Genomic DNA, 17,279 nt, shown 5'->3' with positions numbered 1-17,279 from the left:
GCCGACAGGGAGATCACACATGTCACGAAGGAAACCCGCGCGGGCGGCGCTCTGCGCCCTCCTCCTGCTGTCGGCGCTCGGCACCGGAGGCACCGCGCAGGCCGATGAGCAGGTCCGAAACCGAGCCGTCGCCGTCCCCTCCGACGTCGTCCCGGTCATTCCCGGGTGTACCACCGCCCAGCCGGTCTCCGGCGTGACGGCCAGTACCTGGGAGCCGGTGAACCCGCCGCGGCAGGCGGTCGACGGCGACACCTCCACCAGGTGGTCGGGGGAGGGGTTCGGCGCGAACCTGGTGCTCGACCTGGGCCAGGCGCGCACCATGTGCGGCCTGAAGATCGCCTGGCACCGGGGTAACCTGCGGTGGAACGACTTCGACATCTACACCTCGCCGGACGGCACGACCTACACCAAGGTCTGGGCCGGCCGCAGTTCCGGGAGCACCGCGGGCTTCGAGAGCTACCCGTACGCCGCGCCGGTCAGCGCCCGCTACGTGCGGATCTCCTTCTGGCAGAGCCTGGAGGGCTCCTGGGCCAGCATCAGTGAGACCGCCGCGCTCGGCCCCGACGGAGGGCAGGGCGGCGAGCAGGTGGTCGTGGCGGCGGGTGACATGGTCACCACCTGCCAGGGCGGCGACTGCATGCACGCGCGCACCTCCGACCGGGTCCTGGCCATCGACCCCGTCGCCGTGCTGACCCTGGGCGACAACCAGTACGAGAACGGCACCTATCAAGAGTTCACCCGCTACTACGCGCCGACCTGGGGACGGTTCAAGGCGAAGACCAAGCCGGCGCCGGGCAACCACGAGTACGGGCTCGGTGATGGGGCGGCGGGCTACTTCGAGTACTTCGGCGCGGCGGCCAAACCCGCGGGGAAGAGCTGGTACAGCTTCGACCTGGGCGACTGGCACATCGTCTCGCTCAACTCCGAGACGAGCCGGACCGCGGGCAGCGAGCAGGTCACCTGGCTCCAGGACGATCTCGCCCGCAACACCAAACCCTGCGTGCTCGCCTACTGGCACCGCCCGCTCTTCAGCTCCGGCTCCTCACACGGCAACTTCCCCAACATGAGGCCGTTCTGGGACGTCCTGTACGGCGTCCGCGCGGACCTGGTACTCAGCGGCCACGACCACGACTACGAGCGGTTCGCGAAGCAGAAGCCGACCGCCGAGCCCTCCTCATCGGGGATCCGGCAGTTCATCGTCGGTACCGGGGGCGTGCCGACGACCCCCTTCGGCACGATCCGGGCCAACAGCGAGAAGCGCCTGCTGGCGAACGGGGTGCTCAAGCTCACCCTGGCCGCGGGCGGCTACTCGTGGCAGTTCGTGCGGTACGACGGCGCGGTCCTCGACAGCGGGGGCCCGGTCTCCTGCAACTGACCGGGCCTTCGCCCATGCACCCCACCCGTCCATACCCGCGGGTGACCGGCCCGGTCACCGCTCCACCGCTCGCAGAGGAGGCGGTTCCACGTGTACCTGTCGACCGCCAGGTCCGCGCCCATCGCACGGGAGGGCGGCCCGGTCCGCCGCCTGCTGTCGGGCAACGTGCTCGCACTGGGCCTGGTCAGCCTGGTGACGGATGTCTCCGCCGAGATGGTGGCCGCGGTGTTGCCCGCCTATCTCGTGCTGGGGTTACACCTCGGCATGGCCCAGTACGGTGTGCTCGACGGGCTCCACGCCGGCATGACCACGGTGTTCAGGCTCGCCGGCGGCTACGCGGCCGACAGATGGCGTCTGCGCAAGGCGGTCGCCGGTTTCGGGTACGGCCTGTCGGCCCTGGCCAGGCTCGGCCTGCTCGCGGCGGGGCCGTCCGTGGCGGGGATCGGCGGCGCGCTGGCGGCCGACCGGATCGGCAAGGGGCTGCGCACCCCGGCGCGCGACGCGCTGATCACCTTGTCGGTTCCGGAACCCATGCTGGGGCGGGCCTTCGGTATCCACCGCACGATGGACGCGGTGGGGGCTTTTCTCGGGCCGCTGGCCGCGCTCGGGGTGCTGGCCCTGGCGGGCTCCGGCCAGGCGTTCCCGGCGGTGTTCGTGGCGAGCTTCTGCGCCGCGACCCTCGGCGTGCTGCTGCTGGCGCTGTTCGTCCGGGACCGGCGCGAGCCGGCTCCGCCCGCTGAGCGGCGGGCCCGGACCTCACCGTGGGAGTCGCTCCGGGCCCCGGGAATGCGGCAGGTCTGGTCGGCCGCCGTGCTCCTCGGCCTGGTCACGATCGGCGACGGGTTCGTCTATCTGATCCTGCAGCGCCGCGAGGATCTGTCGATCATGTGGTTTCCCCTGCTGGCGGTGGGGACGAACCTGGCCTACCTGCTGCTGGCGACGCCGATGGGCTGGCTCGCCGACCGGGCGGGCCGCGGTACGACGGTGATGGCCGGATGCGCGGCCCTGCTCGGTGTGTACGTGCTGCTCGCGACGGGAGGCGGGTCCATCCCGTTGGTCCTGCTGCTCTACGGAACCTTCTACGCCGCGACGGACGGGGTATTGATGGCGTGCGCCGGGCCTGTCATACCCGAACGGTGGCGGACCAGCGGAATGGCGGTCGTGCAGACCGGGCAGGCGCTGGCCTACCTGGTCTCCTCGGCGGCCTTCGGCGTGGCGTGGCAGGTGTGGGGACCGGCCCCGGCCTGCTGGGCCGCCGCGGGGGCCGTCGCGCTCGCGCTCCCGCTGTGCGGGCGGTGGCTGCGATGAGGGTCCGCGTCGTCGGCGCGATCCTGGCCACCGCCGTCCTGGTGGCGGTGGCGGTCGGGTTCGCGCTGCTGTCCGGCGCCGCGCGGCCGGACACGCCGGCGACACCGTTCACCGCCTCGCCCACCGCCCCGCCCGGCACCGGCCTGCCGGTCGGGCCCGGCGTGCTGGTGCGCAGCACCGCCGACGGGCCGGAGCACGGCAGGCTCGTCGTCGCGGGCCGGGGCCGGCGCGACGTCCTGGCCCTGGCCTGTGTCCGCGCGTACGCGGCGGGCGGCACCGGCGTCTGCCTGCGCGAGGAAGTGGACGCGCCGGGCTCCTACGAGACCGTGCTGTTCGACAGGCGCCTGCGGCAGACCTGGTCCAGCCCGTTCGCCGGGGTGCCCAGCCGCGCCAGAGTGTCGGCGAGCGGGCGAATGGTGTCGTGGACCGTGTTCGTCCAGGGCGACTCCTACAACGACGCCGGTGCGTTCTCCACCCGCTCGGGAATCCTCGACACCCGTACCGGGGACGTGGCCGGAACCCTGGAGACCTTCGCCGTCACCCGTGACGGCCGCCCGTACGAGGCCGCCGACGTGAATTTCTGGGGCGTCACGTTCGCCGCGGACGACAACCGCTTCTACGCCACCATGTCGACCGGCGGCCGGACGTACCTCGTCGAGGGCGACTTCGCGGCGCGGCGGGTGCGGACCCTCCGCCAGAACGTGGAGTGTCCCTCGCTGTCGCCGGACGGTACCCGGCTGGCGTTCAAGAAACCCCAGCCGGACGGGACGTGGCGGCCTGCCGTCCTGGAACTGGCGACCATGTCCGAGATCCCGCTGGCCGAGACGCGCGCCGTCGACGACCAGCCCGCCTGGCTCGACGACCGGACGGTGATGTACGGCGTGACGAGGGACGCGCGGCACTCTGATGTCTGGGCCGTTCCCGCGGACGGCGGGGGCCATGCGCGCCTGCTGGTCCCCGACGCGGAGTCCCCCGCCCCGCTAGGCTGACCCGCCCGGTCCCGCCGCGCAGGCCGGGGCGGGTTCCGTCACGGCACCCGCCCCGGCCTCCTCTGTCAGGGCCGCTGCCGCCGGTCCTGTCAGGAGAGCCGGCCCCGGCCGGTCACCTCGCCGTGCGGGTACGGCGTGAGCCAGGTCGGGCCCACCGGTGGGACGGGGCGGGGCAGGCCGAGGGCCTGCGGCAGGTCCTCACGTCCCCGGGCGCCGAGCTTGCCGTAGGCGCGTTGCAGGTGGTTGGCGACCGTCCGCCTGGACAGGCCGAGGTGCTCGGCGATGGCGTCGTTGGTCATGCCGCCCGCCGCGAGCTCGCACGTCTCGCGCTCACGCTCGCTCAGCGCGGCCTGCGGCTCGGCCCGCACCGCCCACGGCGGCCCGTACCCCTCGCACAGCCGGGCCAGGTCACGCCCCTGAATCCGTAACCGGGCCACCAGGCGTCCCGCGCCCCGCCGGGCGGCGACGTCGGTCGCGGTCGACAGGGCCTCCCTGGCCAGGCTGTTGTACCCTCGCTCCGCCAGTTCGTCCGCCACCGAGACCAGGTCGTCGACGTCACCGGCGACGGCGGCTCGGCCGTGCCGGTCGAACAGCCTGAACAGCTCGCTGTCGCAGCGGGCGACGACCTCGTGCAGGACCTCCGCGACGGCGTGCGCGGGGCGCAGCCGCACCGAGAGGTAGAGCGCCTCGACCGCCTTGGTGAACCATCCCGCCGACCGGTAACGCATGCCCAGCGAGGCCCCGGCCTCCGCGACCTCTGCCCGGCCCGCCCCGGTATCCGGTTCTCCGCCGCTCCCGATGCTCGCCCGTTTCCCGTCGGCCAGGGCGTCGACGCGGAGTCTCGCCAGGTCCAGGTGGCTGTGCAGGTTCGACGTGGCGGGCAGCCGGCGAGTGATCTCCTCCAGTGTCCGGCGACTCTCGTCGAACCGGCCCACGGCGGCCAGGCAGGCGGCGTGCTCGGCGAAGACGTAGACCTGGATCGGAAAGGGCACATGGCGGTCGAGGAGCGTGCACGCCTCCCGGAAGTGGGGTAGCGCCCGGTTCGGTCGTCCCGCCCACACCTCGCAGATGCCCAGCTCGAAGGTGAGCAGCGCGGCCTCGGCCGAGGCCTCCCGCTCGACGGCCGCCCGGTAGCCGGAGCGGGCCACGGCGAACGCCTCGTCGAGCCGGCCCGCCAAGGCGAGGGCCTGCACGTGGCAGGCCGCCGTGGCGGCGCCCATCGCGCTCCACACTCGGGGCGCGCCCAGCCGCCCGGCCGCGTAGCCGTCGGCCACCTGCGAGGGCCGGCCGAGGTAGATGTTCAGGTACGCCTGGAGCGGATCGCAGACGCTCGCGATCACGCTGTCCCGCACTCCGGCGGACAGCCTGGCCAGGTCGCCCGGGGCCAGATCGGAGACGAGCCCCGTCGCGCCGTCGCCGAAGGCGATCAGCGCCAGCTCGGCGACGGCGAGCTCGGCGGCGGCCTCCCCGTCCAGTGGACCCGCGGCCCGGGTCTGCCGGACGACCTCCGCCGCCTCGATGGGGCAGCGCAGGTTCCAGAACAGGTTGAGCGCGCGTAACGCCGCCAGCTTGGCGAGTTCGTTCGGCGAACCGGTCCCGCCGGACATGCGCCTGCCCAGCAGGTACTCCGCCTCGGTCGCCTTGTCCTGGGCGACCAGGGCCCGCGCCAGCACATCCGTGCCCGCGGTGGTGCCGGCGTGGCGTGCCAGCCGTTCGGCCAGCGGGGCGTCACAGCGGACCAGCGCGTCGGAGGCGGCGCCCACCACCTGGTCGCCGGGCACCGGGTCGCCCGCGGCCAGCCGCCAGGTCACCGCGCGCAGCCGCGCCTGGCCCGCGGCCGCTCGGCCGTGGGGCACCGCGCGGGCGAGCGTGCGGTAGAGGCCCCGGCGCTCGTCCTCGCCGGCTCGGGCCCGGATGGTCTCGCCGTACAGCGGATGTCCCAGCCGGACCACGAGATCACGACGTATCCGCTCGACCGCGATCAGTGCGCGCCGTTCCAGCTCCATCAGTACGGACGTGTCCACGAGCGCCTCGATCACGTCGAGCGACACCGGTTCGGCGTGCGCCACGTACGACAGCGCGCGGGCCTCGTCACCGCTGAGGCTGCCGAGCAGGCCCGCGACCAGGTCGCGCAGCCCGTGCTGGGACGGTATCCGGCCCTTCCAGCGCCACATCTCGCTGACTCGGCGCAAGGTTCCCGAGGTCAGGCAGGCCTCCACGAGATGGCGAAGGAACAGTGGGTTGCCTCGTGTGACGCGCCACAGCCGGTCGACGGTCAGCCCGTCGACCGGCCCGTCCAGCGCCGCGCCGAGCAGGGCGCCGACCGTCGCGCGGTCCAGCGGTTCCACCGCCGACGTCTGGACGAAGGGACGGCGCAGCAGCGCCGCGACGGCCGGCGCGCCGGTGAAGCCGGTCCTTGCCGTGGCGAGGACGCGCGCTCCCGCGGTGGCGGCCAGATGCTGGACCAGGGTGACGGACACCTCGTCGAGGTGATGCACGTCGTCGATGACCACGACGCACGTGCGGCCGCCCGCGACCTCGCACAGCACGTCGGCGGCGGCGGCGAAGACGTTCGCCGTGTTCCGGTGAACCTGTTCGGGCAGCAGGGCCGCCATCGTCGCGAACGGCAGGCCGCTCGACACCTCGGCCCCGGCCGTCACGACGACGTGCATGCCCTCGTCACGGCAGCCGAGCATGATCGGGTCCAACAGCCGGGACTTGCCGACTCCGGTCTCGCCGACAAGCAGCACGCCCGGTTCGCCCTGCCGTCCGAGCCGGGCCACGGCGGCCCGGATCTCGGCCGCCCGCCCGACGAAGGGCCAGGCGGGGCGGTGGCCGCCGACGCCGCGTCCGTCGTGGGGCATCGCCTCCGTCGCGTCGCCGTACGGGCGCACCTGACCCTCCTTGACACCGGAAGTTCATCAGGAATCGACCTTTACCCATTATGGTCAGGAACCGCTTGGAATTCATGCACGGCCATGAATAATCCAACTCACCGGCGCCTGGAGCCGGTGCGGAGAACGGCGATCGGCGATGAACCGGTGCGGGGGCCGATCGGCGGGGAAACGGCCAGACGGAAGTAAGCCCGGACATCCGGAGGTCATGATCGACGATTCCGGAGCCATCGACGCCCTTGGACCCGTCGCCGGCGGAGTATGGCCCACGGCCGGCAGGGAGAGGGAGGTACGCGAGATCCTCGCGGCGCTGGCGATGCCGCCGGGATCGGGGGTGCTTCTCACCGGTGAGCCGGGGGTGGGCAAGACCCGCCTCGCGGACCTCGTCCTCGATCTGTCCGCCGCGGCGGGCACCCTGATCATCCGGGGCGCCGCGACCGAGGCCACCCGGGACATCTCCGGGGTGGGGATCGCCGCCCTGCGCGTCTCCGGTGGTTCCACCGGTTCCTCTTCCGGGCTTTCCGTCGTTTCCGGCCTGCTGGCCGGGGTTCGCGACGGGACTTTGAGGGGTGTCCCCGGGGGCGTTCACGACGCGGCCCCGGACAGGGCCGAGGGTGGCGTTCGGGACGGTGTTCCGGAGGGCACCGGAGGCGGCGTTCACGGTGACGCTCCGGCTCGGCGGATCGTGCTCGGCATCGACGACGTCGACCAGCTCGACGCGGCCTCGGCCGCCGTCGTGGGCGACCTCGTCAGGACCGGGGGCGTCACGCTGCTTCTCACCGCGCGCTCCGGGGCGCCTCTCGACGGCCCCCTCGCCCGGGTGTGCGGCAGGGGACCGCTGGTCGTGCTGCCCGTGGCGAACCTCTCCCGTGCCGTCGTCCTCCACCTGCTCGCCGACGTCCTGGAAGGGCCGGTCGACGGGCTCACCGCCGACGTGCTGTGGCGGATCACCCGCGGGAACCCGCTGCTGCTCCAGCGCGTCGTCGGCATCGGCCTCGAAACCGGGGACCTCGCGCGATCGCGCGAGGTCTGGTCCTGGCGCGGGTCTCCCGGCGGCCACCCCCGCCTGCACGAGCTCGTCGCGGCCGACCTCGCCACGCTCGGTGCGGGGGAGACGAGGGCGCTGGAATACGTCGCCCTGACGGGGTCCCTCCTCCGGGCGACGGCCGAGCACCTGGTCGGACCCGCGATCGTCGGGGAACTGGCGCATCGGGCCGTCATCACCCTCACCCCACGCGGGGGAGCGGACGAGGTCACCATGTCCCATCCGCTTCACCGGCAGGCCCTGCTCGCCGGGATCGGACCCCTGCGGCGAAGGCAGAGATACCGGGAGCTGGTGGCCGCCGCGGGCGAGGCGGGTGTGCCCGACCCCGGCGACCCGGCGGCGGTGCTCTGGCGGCTGGAGGCCGACCTCGACGTCCCGGCGTCACAGGCGCTGGTGGCGGGTGGGCGTGCGCTCGCCTCGGGCGACCCCGTGCTCGCCGAGAGTCTCGCCCGTCACGTCCCCGGCGCGCCGGGCGCGGTCCTCCGGGGCCAGGCGCTGATCGCCCAGGGACGGGCGGCGGACGGCGAGCGCCTGCTGGCCGACCACGGGGGAGGCACCGCCGAGACGGTGGCGCTGCGCTCGCTGAACCTGTTCTGGGGGCTCAGCCGGCCCGACGACGCGCACCAGACGATGGCACGCCATCCGGGCACGGAACGATCCGCCGACCTCCGCGTGGCCGAACTCGGACTCGCGCTCTTCACCAGAGCCACCCCGGCGACCGAGCCCACCCCGCTCGCCGGAACCGCGGCGCCCCTCGCCGGGACCACATCCGAGACCGGGCCGCCCACGACCCCCGATCGCGGCCCGTTGAACCCGTTGGTCGCCGATGCCGCCACGGTCCTGCGGGCCTACCGGCTCACCTTCCGCGGCAGGCCGGCGCGGGCGGCGGAGGACTTCGACCGGGGGCCGCTGAGACTGCCGGCGCGGTGGCCCGCCATGCGGGGCTCGGCCGCGGCCTGCCACGTTCACGCGCTCGTCCTGGCGGGTCGGCTCCGCGAGGCGCTTCTCCTCGTCGACACCTACTACGAGGAGGCCGTACGACGCGCGGAGCCGTCGGAAGTCGCCATCGTCGGGCACGTGCGGGGTCACTGCCAGCTGTGGGCGGGCTCGCCGCGGCGGGCGCTCGCCCCGTTGCGGGAGGCGCGAGCGCTGGTCGACGAGCACGTACCGTTTCCGATGCGGGTCTTCATCGGCTGCGAGTACGCCGTGTGCGTCGCCGCCCTCGGACGCTCGCAGGAGGCCTTCCAGGAGCTGGACCGGCTCCGCGAGCTGATACCCGGCGATCTGGGACTGCGCGACAGGCTGGAGTTCAGCCGGATCCGGTTGCTCGCCCACTCCGGCAGGCCGGCCCACGCCGCCGATCTCGCCAACCGGCTCGCCGACCGCTACCTACGCGACTCGCGGCTCACCACCGGGGTCGAGTGCGCCTACTACCACGTCCGTCTCCGCCCGTCGTCCAGGGCCGCGGCCCGCCTTCGGGAGGCCGCGGGCGCCTGCGACAGCCCGCTCTTCGAACTCTTCGCCGACCACGCCGAGGCGCTGACCGCGCGCGACGGTGCGGTGCTGCGCGGCATCGCCGACCGGTTCGCCGAGCTCGGCTATCTGGGACTGGCCCTGGAGGCCGCGAGTGCGGCGCCCGGCGGCGGCCACGCGGCGCGACGGCGCCTCGACGACCTCGTCGAACGCTGTGACGGCCACCGTCCCCTGTGGCCCCCGTCCTTCGCGGGCTCTACGGTCCTGACCAGCAGGGAGCGGGAGATGTGCGAGCTGGCGGCGGCGGGGCTCAGCGACTCCGCCATAGCTGCGAACCTCGGCGTCTCGGTGCGTACCGTGACCAACCTGCTGGGGAGGGCCTACCACAAGCTGGGCGTCCACAGCCGCCGGCAACTCGGCGCCGCACTCCCGCTGTCACCGGACCGGGAGGGCGGCGGGTGACGGTGCCGCAGGCCCCGACCAGGCCCGGCCCGCGTGGTGACGCGGGCCGGGCAGGGCCGGTGGCGATCAGTTGGCGCGCTTGGCGCGGGCGGTGGTCCTGGCGCGGGTCGAGGCGTCGAGGACGACCTTGCGGATGCGCACGTTCTCCGGCGTGATCTCCACGCACTCGTCCTCGCGGATGAACTCCAGCGCCTGCTCCAGCGAGAGCTGGCGCGGCGGGATCAGCGTCTCCGTCGTGTCGCTCGTCGAGGAGCGCATGTTGGTGAGCTTCTTCTCCTTGGTGATGTTCACATCCATGTCGTCGGAGCGCGAGTTCTCACCGACGATCATGCCCTCGTAGACCTCGGTGGTCGGCTGGACGAACAGCACGCCGCGCTCCTGCAGGTTCAGCATGGCGAACGGGGTCACCGGGCCCGGCCGGTCGGCCACCAGCGAGCCGTTGTTGCGGGTGCGCAGCTCACCGAACCACGGCTCGTAGTTCTCGAACACGTGGTTCACGATGCCGGTGCCGCGGGTCTCGGTCAGGAACTCGGTGCGGAAGCCGATCAGGCCGCGGGCCGGGACCACGAACTCCATCCGGATCCAGCCGGTGCCGTGGTTGGTCATGTGCTCCATGCGGCCCTTGCGGACGGCCAGCAGCTGGGTGATCGCCCCGAGGTACTCCTCCGGGCAGTCGATGGTCACCCGCTCGACCGGCTCGTGGACCTTGCCGTCGATGAGCTTGGTGACGACCTGCGGCTTGCCGACGGTCAGCTCGTAGCCCTCGCGGCGCATCTGCTCGACCAGGATGGCCAGCGCCAGCTCGCCGCGGCCCTGCACCTCCCAGGCGTCGGGGCGGTCGGTCGGCAGGACGCGCAGCGACACGTTGCCGACGAGCTCCTTGTCCAGCCGGTCCTTGACCATGCGGGCGGTGACCTTGGAACCCTTGACCCTGCCGACCAGCGGCGAGGTGTTGGTGCCGATGGTCATGGAGATCGCGGGCTCGTCGACCGTGATGAGGGGCAGCGGGCGCGGGTCGTCGGGGTCGGCGAGGGTCTCGCCGATCATGATGTCCGGGATGCCGGCGATCGCGATGATGTCACCGGGACCCGCCTCCTCGGCGGGCTTGCGCTCCAGCGCGTCGGTCATCAGCAGCTCGGTGATCTTCACTCGCTGGATGGTGCCGTCGGTGCGGCACCAGGCGACCTGCTGGCCCTTCCTGATGGTGCCCTGGTGGACGCGGCAGAGCGCGATCCTGCCCAGGTAGGAGGAGGCGTCGAGGTTGGTGACGTGCGCCTGCAGCGGGGCCGTCGGGTCGTACGTCGGCGCCGGGATGGTGTCCTTGATCACCTCGAACAGCGGCTCCAGGTCCTCGGAGTCCGGCATGGCGGCGTCCTCGGGACGGTTGAGCGAGGCGCGGCCGGCCTTGGCCGAGGCGTAGACGATCGGGAAGTCGATCTGCTCCTCGGTGGCGTCCAGGTCGATGAAGAGCTCGTAGACCTCGTCCACGACCTCCTTGATCCGGGCGTCGGGGCGGTCGACCTTGTTGATGCACAGGATGACCGGCATCTTGGCGGCGAACGCCTTGCGCAGCACGAACCGGGTCTGCGGCAGCGGGCCCTCGGAGGCGTCGACCAGCAGCACCACGCCGTCGACCATGGACAGACCCCGCTCGACCTCGCCGCCGAAGTCGGCGTGGCCGGGGGTGTCGATGATGTTGAGCGTCATACCGCCGTGCTTGACCGCGGTGTTCTTCGCGAGAATGGTGATGCCCTTCTCGCGCTCGAGGTCGTTGGAGTCCATGACACGGTCGTCCACGTCCTGGTTGACGCGGAATGCGCCCGACTGCCAGAGCATGGCATCCACGAGAGTGGTCTTGCCGTGGTCGACGTGCGCGATGATCGCGATGTTCCGCAGGTCGTCGCGGCTGTTCAAAGGCATGATGGAGTCTCACTCTGTGATCGTGGAGGCGGCCGCGGAACCTGCGGCTCCCCCATTTTAGTTGATCCGGACAATCGCTCTCACGCCTCTGACAGATGAAGTGCGGCAATTCACGCTCCGAGCCCCCTGCTCGCGCCGGATGAGGTCGGTCGGGACGGGCGATCCCTAAGCTCGGATCCATGCCCTACGCACCGTCGTTCCCCGTGATGCTCATGACCCGGGACAATCTGCGGATCGATGCCGCGCACACCCCGCCGCGCGGGGCGGCCGACCTCGGGATCGTGCTGGCCCACGGCTTCACCGGATCGCACAGGGAACGCGCCACCCGCCGCATCGCCCACGTGCTCAGCGGGTTCGGCGGGGTGGTGGCGTTCGACTTCCGGGGGCACGGCCGCTCGGGGGGACTGTCGACGGTGGGCGACCTGGAGATCCTCGACCTGGACGCGGCGGTGCGGCACGCGCGGGCGATCGGCTACCGCAAGGTGGTGACCGTCGGGTTCTCCCTGGGCGGGGCGGTGGCCCTGCGGCACGCGGGGGTGCTCGGCGGGGTGGACGCGGTGGTGTCGGTGAGCGCGCCGGCGCGGTGGTACTACCGGGGGACCCGGCCGATGCGCCAGGTGCACTGGGCGATCGAGAGGCCGGTCGGGCGACTGTTCACCCGGCTGGGCAAGAACACCCGGATCATGAAGGGCGTGTGGGACCCGTTGCCGCTGGCGCCGTACGCGGCGGCCGCGAAGATCTCACCGGCGCCGCTGCTCGTCGTGCACGGGGACGCGGACCCGTTCTTCCCCCTCGACCACGCGTACCAGATCTACGGGTACGCGAGCGAGCCGAAGGAGCTGTGGGTCGAGCCCGGGTACGGCCACGCGGAGTCGGCGGCCACCCCGGAACTGGTCCGCCGCATCGGTGGATGGGCCGTCGCCCGTTTCGGTCCGCCGGAGGGTGTTTACTCCTTTTGAGGATCGGTTACAGCGGGGGATGGGGCGCATGCGGAGCATCTATGTGGCGGGTCTCGGGCGGGGAGACGGCAGGCAGATCGTCGAGCTCGGCCTGATGGAGCTGCTCACCCGGAGGGCCGGCCGCACGGGGGTGTTCCGGCCGATCACCGGGGACGGCGAGGACCGCATCCTGGAGCTGCTCAGGAGCAGGTACCGCCCCGCCGCCGCGGTGACGGGGGTGAGCGCCGAGGAGGCCGCGGAGATCTACGCGGAGCGGGGCGTCGAGGAGCTCGTCGGCCGGTTGGTCGCCCGCTTCCACACGCTGGAGCGGGAGTGTGACGCGCTGCTGGTGCTCGGCAGCTACTTCGACACCGACGACCTGCCGCGCGAGCTGGGTTTCAACGCCCGCCTGGCCGCCGAGTTCGGCGCCCCGGTGATCGTGGTGGTGGGCGCGCACGGCGACGCCGCCGAGGAGATCGCGGCCGAGATGCGCACCGGCTACCAGGTCTTCTCCGACCTGGGCTGCACCGTGCTCGCGGTGATCGCCAACCGGGTGCCCGAGGGCACGGTCGTCGACTGTGAGCTCCCGGTCCCCTGCTACGCCATCCCCGAGCGGCCGTCGCTGTCGGCGCCGACCGTCGGGCAGGTCATGCGGGCGGTGGAGGCGGAGCTGATCCAGGGCGACGAGGACAGCCTGCTCCGCGACGTGTTCGGGTTCGTGTTCGGCGGTGCGACGCTCCCGGTGTTCCTGGAGCACCTGGCCGACGGCGCGCTGGTGATCGCACCGGGCGACCGCGCGGACCTGCTGCTGGTCTCGCTGGCCGCCGAGGCGGCCGGTGCGGTGAGACCGGCCGGGGTCGTGCTCACCGTGGGGGAGCGGCCCACGGCGGCCGTACGGGCGCTCACAGCCCGCCTGGCGCCCAGCATGCCGGTGCTGGCGGCCGACGGGGGCAGTTTCGAGGTGGCGACCATCCTGGCGGGCCTGGAGGGGCGGCTCACCGCGGACAACCCCCGCAAGATCGAGACGGCGCTGGGCCACTTCGACGCCCACGTGGACGCCGCCGCCCTGGCCGACCGGATCGAGCTGACCCGCTCGAAGCGGGTCACCCCGATGATGTTCGAGCACACCCTGCTGGAGCGGGCGCGGGCCGACCGGCGGCACATCGTGCTGCCCGAGGGCGAGGAGGACCGCATCCTGCGGGCGGCGGACATCCTGCTGCGGCGCGGCATCGTCGACATCACCCTGCTGGGCAGGGAGGACGTGGTACGGCGGCGGATCGCCGACCTCGGCCTCGACCCGTCGGGCGTGACCGTCGTCGATCCGCTGACCTCGCCGCTGCGCGAGTCGTTCGCCCAGGAGTACGCCGGGTTGCGGGCGCACAAGGGCGTCACCTTCGAGCGGGCCATGGACGTGGTCGCCGACGTCAACTTCTTCGGCACGATGATGCTGTACCGGGGCCTCGTGCACGGCATGGTCTCCGGGGCCGCGCACACCACGGCCGCGACGATCCTGCCCGCCTTCCAGATCATCAGGACGGTCCCCGGCACCTCGATCGTCTCCTCGGTGTTCTTCATGTGCCTGGCCGACCGGGTGCTCGTCTACGGCGACTGCGCGATCAACCCCGACCCGGACGCCGAGCAACTCGCCGACATCGCGATCTCCTCGGCCCGTACGGCGGAGCGCTTCGGCGTCGAGCCGAGGGTCGCGATGCTGTCCTACTCCACCGGCGAGTCGGGCAGCGGCGCCGACGTCGACAAGGTCCGCGCCGCCACCGCCCTGGTCGCCGAGCGCGCGCCGGACCTGCTGGTCGAGGGGCCCATCCAGTACGACGCGGCGGTGGACGCCCGCGTCGCCGCGGCCAAGCTGCCCGGGTCGCGGGTCGCGGGCCGGGCGACCGTGCTGATCTTCCCGGACCTGAACACCGGCAACAACACCTACAAGGCGGTGCAGCGCTCGGCCGGGGCCGTCGCGGTCGGGCCGGTTCTGCAGGGACTGCGCCGGCCGGTCAACGACCTGTCACGCGGCGCCCTGGTCGACGACATCGTGAGCACCGTCGCCATCACCGCCATCCAGGCACAGGAGGTCAAGCTGTGAGCCGGGTGCTGGTCCTCAACTCCGGGTCGTCCTCGGTGAAGTACCGGCTGCTGAGCGGTGCCGAGCACCTGGCCTCGGGAGTGGTGGAGCGGATCGGCGAGCTCGGCTCCCCGGTGCCCGACCACCGGGCGGCCCTGAAGGTGGTCGCCGACCTGCTCGCCGCCGAAGGGCTGGGACTCGACTCTCCCGAGCTCGTCGCGATCGGGCACCGGGTGGTGCACGGCGGCACGACCTTCGCCGAGCCCACACTGATCACCGACGAGGTGGTCAGGAAGATCGAGGAGCTCATCCCGCTCGCCCCCCTGCACAACCCCGCCAACCTGATGGGCATCGAGGTGGCGCGGCGGCTCCGCCCCGATCTGCCGCAGGTGGCCGTCTTCGACACCGCCTTCCACGCGACGATCCCCCCGGCCGCCTCGACGTACGCGATCGACCGGGTGGTGGCCGAGCGGCTGGGCGTGCGGCGCTACGGCTTCCATGGCACCTCACACGCGTACGTCTCCCGCCAGGCCGCGCTCCTCGCGGACCGGCCGGAGGCCAACGTGATCGTCCTGCATCTCGGCAACGGGGCCAGCGCCTCGGCGGTGTCCGCGGGGCGGTGCGTGGACACGTCCATGGGCATGACCCCGCTGGAGGGCCTCGTCATGGGCACTCGCAGCGGCGACCTGGACCCGGCGGTCGTCCTCTATCTGGCGCGTGCCGGAGGCATGTCCCTCGACGAGATCGACGTGCTGCTCAACCGCCGCAGCGGGATGCTCGGTCTCTGCGGTGACAACGACATGCGCGCGGTGGCGGAGCGGGTGAGCGAGGGCGACCCGGACGCCGAGCTGGCCGTGTCGGTCTACTGCCACCGGCTCCGCAAGTACGTCGGCGCCTACTACGCGGTCCTCGGCACCGTCGACGTCATCGCCTTCACCGGAGGGGTGGGGGAGAACTCCGCGCTGGTCAGGGAGCGGTCGCTGGCCGGTCTCGGGGCGCTCGGCATCACCGTGGACCCGGCGCGCAACGTGCGGGGCGGCACGATCATCTCCCCTGACGGGGACGGTGTGCGGGTCGCGGTGATCCCCACGGACGAGGAGTTCGAGATCGCCAGGCAAACTCTGCTGGTGGTTTCGCGAACCAACGGGAGATAAGGCACGTCTACCCATGGTGGACGTGCGAAATCCGCCGTGACTGGTCCGGGGACACGGACCGTCGTTCGACGGGCCGTGGGACGGTCAGGCGGTTGCCCAGCGTCGCGGGGGCGTGCTGGGCCGTACGTCCGGCGGGGGTGCCCGTACGGCTTACGGGCGCCCCTCGAAGGCTCCGGATCAGCCCAGGCGGGCGATCGACTTGTACTCCAGGAAGGACGACAGTCCCTCGGGGCCCAGCTCGCGACCGAGGCCGCTGCTCTTGAAACCGCCGAAGGGCGAGCTGGTCTCGACCATGTAGAGGTTGACGCCGTAGGTGCCGGCGCGCACCTGGCGGGCGACGTCCATGCCGTGCTCGGTGTCGGCGGTCCACACCGTCCCGGCCAGGCCGTAGTCGCTGTCGTTGGCGATCCGGATCGCGTCGGCCTCGTCCTCATACGGGATCACCGCCAGGACCGGGCCGAAGATCTCCTCACGGGCGATGCGCATCTCGTTGGTCGCTCCGGCGAAGACGGTCGGGGCCACGTACCAGCCGCGGTCGTGGGGGCGGTCGAGGCCGCCGACGACGGCCTTGGCCCCCTCGTCGATGCCGATCTTGATGTAGCCCTCCACCCGCTCCTGCTGCCGCTTGGCGACCAGCGGGCCGATACCGGTCGCCGGGTCGGACGGGTCGCCGACCGGCATGCCCCGCACCATCGCCGAGACCGCGTCCACGACCTCGTCGTAGCGGTTGCGCGAGGCCAGGATGCGGGTCTGGGCGATGCAGGCCTGGCCGTTGTTCATCAGCGAGGCGATCGACAGGAAGCCCATCGCGGAGGGCAGGTCGCAGTCGTCCAGGATGATCGCCGCGGACTTGCCGCCCAGTTCGAGCGTGCAGCGCTTGAGCTGCTCGCCGCAGATCGCCGCGATGCGGCGCCCGGCGGCGGTGGAGCCGGTGAAGGCGACCTTGTCCACGCCCGGGTGGGAGACCAGGTGCTCGCCCGCCTCGCGTCCGGCGGCGACGATGTTGACGACGCCGTCGGGGATGCCGGCCTCCTTGACCATCTCGGCCAGCGGGTAGGCGTCGAGCGGGGTCTCCGGCGCGGGCTTGACCACGATCGTGCAGCCCGCGAGGAGGGCGGGGGCCAGCTTGATCATGATGACGAACTGCGGGACGTTCCACGGGACCACGGCGGCCACCACGCCGACCGGCTCGCGGCGTACGGTCACGGAGCCGAACGTGCCCGGGCGCTCCTCCTCGACGGGGAAGGTCTTGCCGAGCTCGGCGTAGTACTGGAGCATGCCGAGCGGCTGCGGGGCCTGGGCCATCTGGGAGAAGGTGATCGGGGAGCCCATCTCCAGCGTGATGATCTCGGCCATCTCGTCCTGGCGGGCCGCGTAGAGCTCGGCCAGCCTGGACAGGACGGCGGCGCGCTCGGGCATCGTCATCCGGGGCCACGGGCCGTGGTCGAACGCCTGGCGGGCGGCGGCCACCGCCCGGTCCATGTCGGCGGCGGTGCCGTCGGGGACCCGGCCGACGACCTCCTCGGTGTGCGGGGAGATGACGTCGATGGTGCCGGTCCCGGCGGGGGCCACCCAGTCGCCCCCGATGAAGAGCGTGTCGTGCTGGCGCATGATGTGTTGCCTCCTGGTGGGCGGGCCAGAGTCACA

At 72.5% G+C, this 17,279-nt stretch carries 10 protein-coding genes; 7 read left to right on the top strand and 3 right to left on the bottom strand.

Features of this window, described 5'->3' with window-relative positions:
• The first annotated feature begins 19 nt into the window (after positions 1-19).
• The 3 genes from ABZU75_RS14475 to ABZU75_RS14465 all read left to right on the top strand — a co-directional run bounded on the left by ABZU75_RS14475 (position 20) and on the right by ABZU75_RS14465 (position 3,672).
• On the top strand, positions 20-1,375 hold the full coding sequence (locus ABZU75_RS14475; RefSeq protein WP_355553848.1) for a discoidin domain-containing protein: 1,356 nt from the start codon (positions 20-22) through the stop codon (positions 1,373-1,375).
• A gap of 90 nt (positions 1,376-1,465) precedes the next feature.
• Complete coding sequence (locus ABZU75_RS14470; protein ID WP_355553845.1) at positions 1,466-2,683, top strand: MFS transporter; 1,218 nt, start codon at positions 1,466-1,468, stop codon at positions 2,681-2,683.
• The gene (locus ABZU75_RS14465; RefSeq protein WP_355553842.1) at positions 2,680-3,672 is read left to right on the top strand and encodes a hypothetical protein; all 993 of its coding nucleotides are present in this window, start codon (positions 2,680-2,682) and stop codon (positions 3,670-3,672) included. The genes ABZU75_RS14470 and ABZU75_RS14465 overlap by 4 nt, the downstream gene beginning before the upstream one ends.
• Positions 3,673-3,761: 89 nt before the next feature.
• Here the strand turns inward: ABZU75_RS14465 and ABZU75_RS14460 are convergent, their stop codons facing one another.
• On the bottom strand, positions 3,762-6,566 hold the full coding sequence (locus ABZU75_RS14460; RefSeq protein ID WP_355553839.1) for a LuxR C-terminal-related transcriptional regulator: 2,805 nt from the start codon (positions 6,564-6,566) through the stop codon (positions 3,762-3,764).
• Between the two features lie 208 nt (positions 6,567-6,774).
• Between ABZU75_RS14460 and ABZU75_RS14455 the strand changes: the two genes are divergently transcribed.
• The gene (locus tag ABZU75_RS14455; protein WP_355553836.1) at positions 6,775-9,546 is read left to right on the top strand and encodes a LuxR family transcriptional regulator; all 2,772 of its coding nucleotides are present in this window, start codon (positions 6,775-6,777) and stop codon (positions 9,544-9,546) included.
• 66 nt (positions 9,547-9,612) lie between these two features.
• Here ABZU75_RS14455 and typA read toward each other — a convergent pair whose 3' ends face one another.
• Complete coding sequence (gene typA, locus ABZU75_RS14450; protein ID WP_355553833.1) at positions 9,613-11,466, bottom strand: translational GTPase TypA; 1,854 nt, start codon at positions 11,464-11,466, stop codon at positions 9,613-9,615.
• 179 nt (positions 11,467-11,645) lie between these two features.
• Between typA and ABZU75_RS14445 the strand changes: the two genes are divergently transcribed.
• Genes ABZU75_RS14445 through ABZU75_RS14435 form a run of 3 tightly spaced genes read left to right on the top strand, consistent with a single transcriptional unit; the run spans position 11,646 to position 15,632 of the window.
• Positions 11,646-12,425, top strand: a complete 780-nt coding sequence (locus ABZU75_RS14445) for an alpha/beta fold hydrolase (RefSeq protein ID WP_355553830.1) — start codon at positions 11,646-11,648, stop codon at positions 12,423-12,425.
• A 28-nt stretch (positions 12,426-12,453) separates the two neighbouring features.
• Positions 12,454-14,499 (top strand): phosphate acetyltransferase, encoded by a 2,046-nt coding sequence (gene pta, locus ABZU75_RS14440; protein ID WP_355553827.1) that lies wholly within the window; start codon positions 12,454-12,456, stop codon positions 14,497-14,499.
• Complete coding sequence (locus ABZU75_RS14435) at positions 14,496-15,632, top strand: acetate kinase (protein ID WP_355553824.1); 1,137 nt, start codon at positions 14,496-14,498, stop codon at positions 15,630-15,632. Before pta ends, ABZU75_RS14435 begins: the two co-directional genes overlap by 4 nt.
• 177 nt (positions 15,633-15,809) lie before the next feature.
• On the opposite strand, the gene ABZU75_RS14430 is transcribed toward ABZU75_RS14435, so the two are convergent.
• Positions 15,810-17,243, bottom strand: coding sequence for an aldehyde dehydrogenase (locus tag ABZU75_RS14430; RefSeq protein WP_355553821.1), 1,434 nt, complete (start codon positions 17,241-17,243; stop codon positions 15,810-15,812).
• Positions 17,244-17,279 lie beyond the last annotated feature (36 nt).

Origin of the sequence: Streptosporangium sp. NPDC005286 (assembly GCF_040607515.1) — a bacterium.
Lineage (GTDB): Bacteria > Actinomycetota > Actinomycetes > Streptosporangiales > Streptosporangiaceae > Streptosporangium.
The sequence above is the reverse complement of the archived record's forward strand: the minus strand, read 5'-3'. Positions and strand labels throughout refer to the sequence as shown.

What these genes read in the sequence shown, in the direction of transcription:
- ABZU75_RS14475 (WP_355553848.1), top strand. Translation starts at nt 20, where the DNA reads ATGTCACGAAGGAAACCCGCGCGGGCGGCGCTCTGCGCCCTCCTCCTG.
- typA (WP_355553833.1), bottom strand. Translation starts at nt 11,466, where the DNA reads ATGCCTTTGAACAGCCGCGACGACCTGCGGAACATCGCGATCATCGCG.
- ABZU75_RS14455 (WP_355553836.1), top strand. Translation starts at nt 6,775, where the DNA reads ATGATCGACGATTCCGGAGCCATCGACGCCCTTGGACCCGTCGCCGGC.
- ABZU75_RS14445 (WP_355553830.1), top strand. Translation starts at nt 11,646, where the DNA reads ATGCCCTACGCACCGTCGTTCCCCGTGATGCTCATGACCCGGGACAAT.
- ABZU75_RS14430 (WP_355553821.1), bottom strand. Translation starts at nt 17,243, where the DNA reads ATGCGCCAGCACGACACGCTCTTCATCGGGGGCGACTGGGTGGCCCCC.
- pta (WP_355553827.1), top strand. Translation starts at nt 12,454, where the DNA reads ATGCGGAGCATCTATGTGGCGGGTCTCGGGCGGGGAGACGGCAGGCAG.
- ABZU75_RS14465 (WP_355553842.1), top strand. Translation starts at nt 2,680, where the DNA reads ATGAGGGTCCGCGTCGTCGGCGCGATCCTGGCCACCGCCGTCCTGGTG.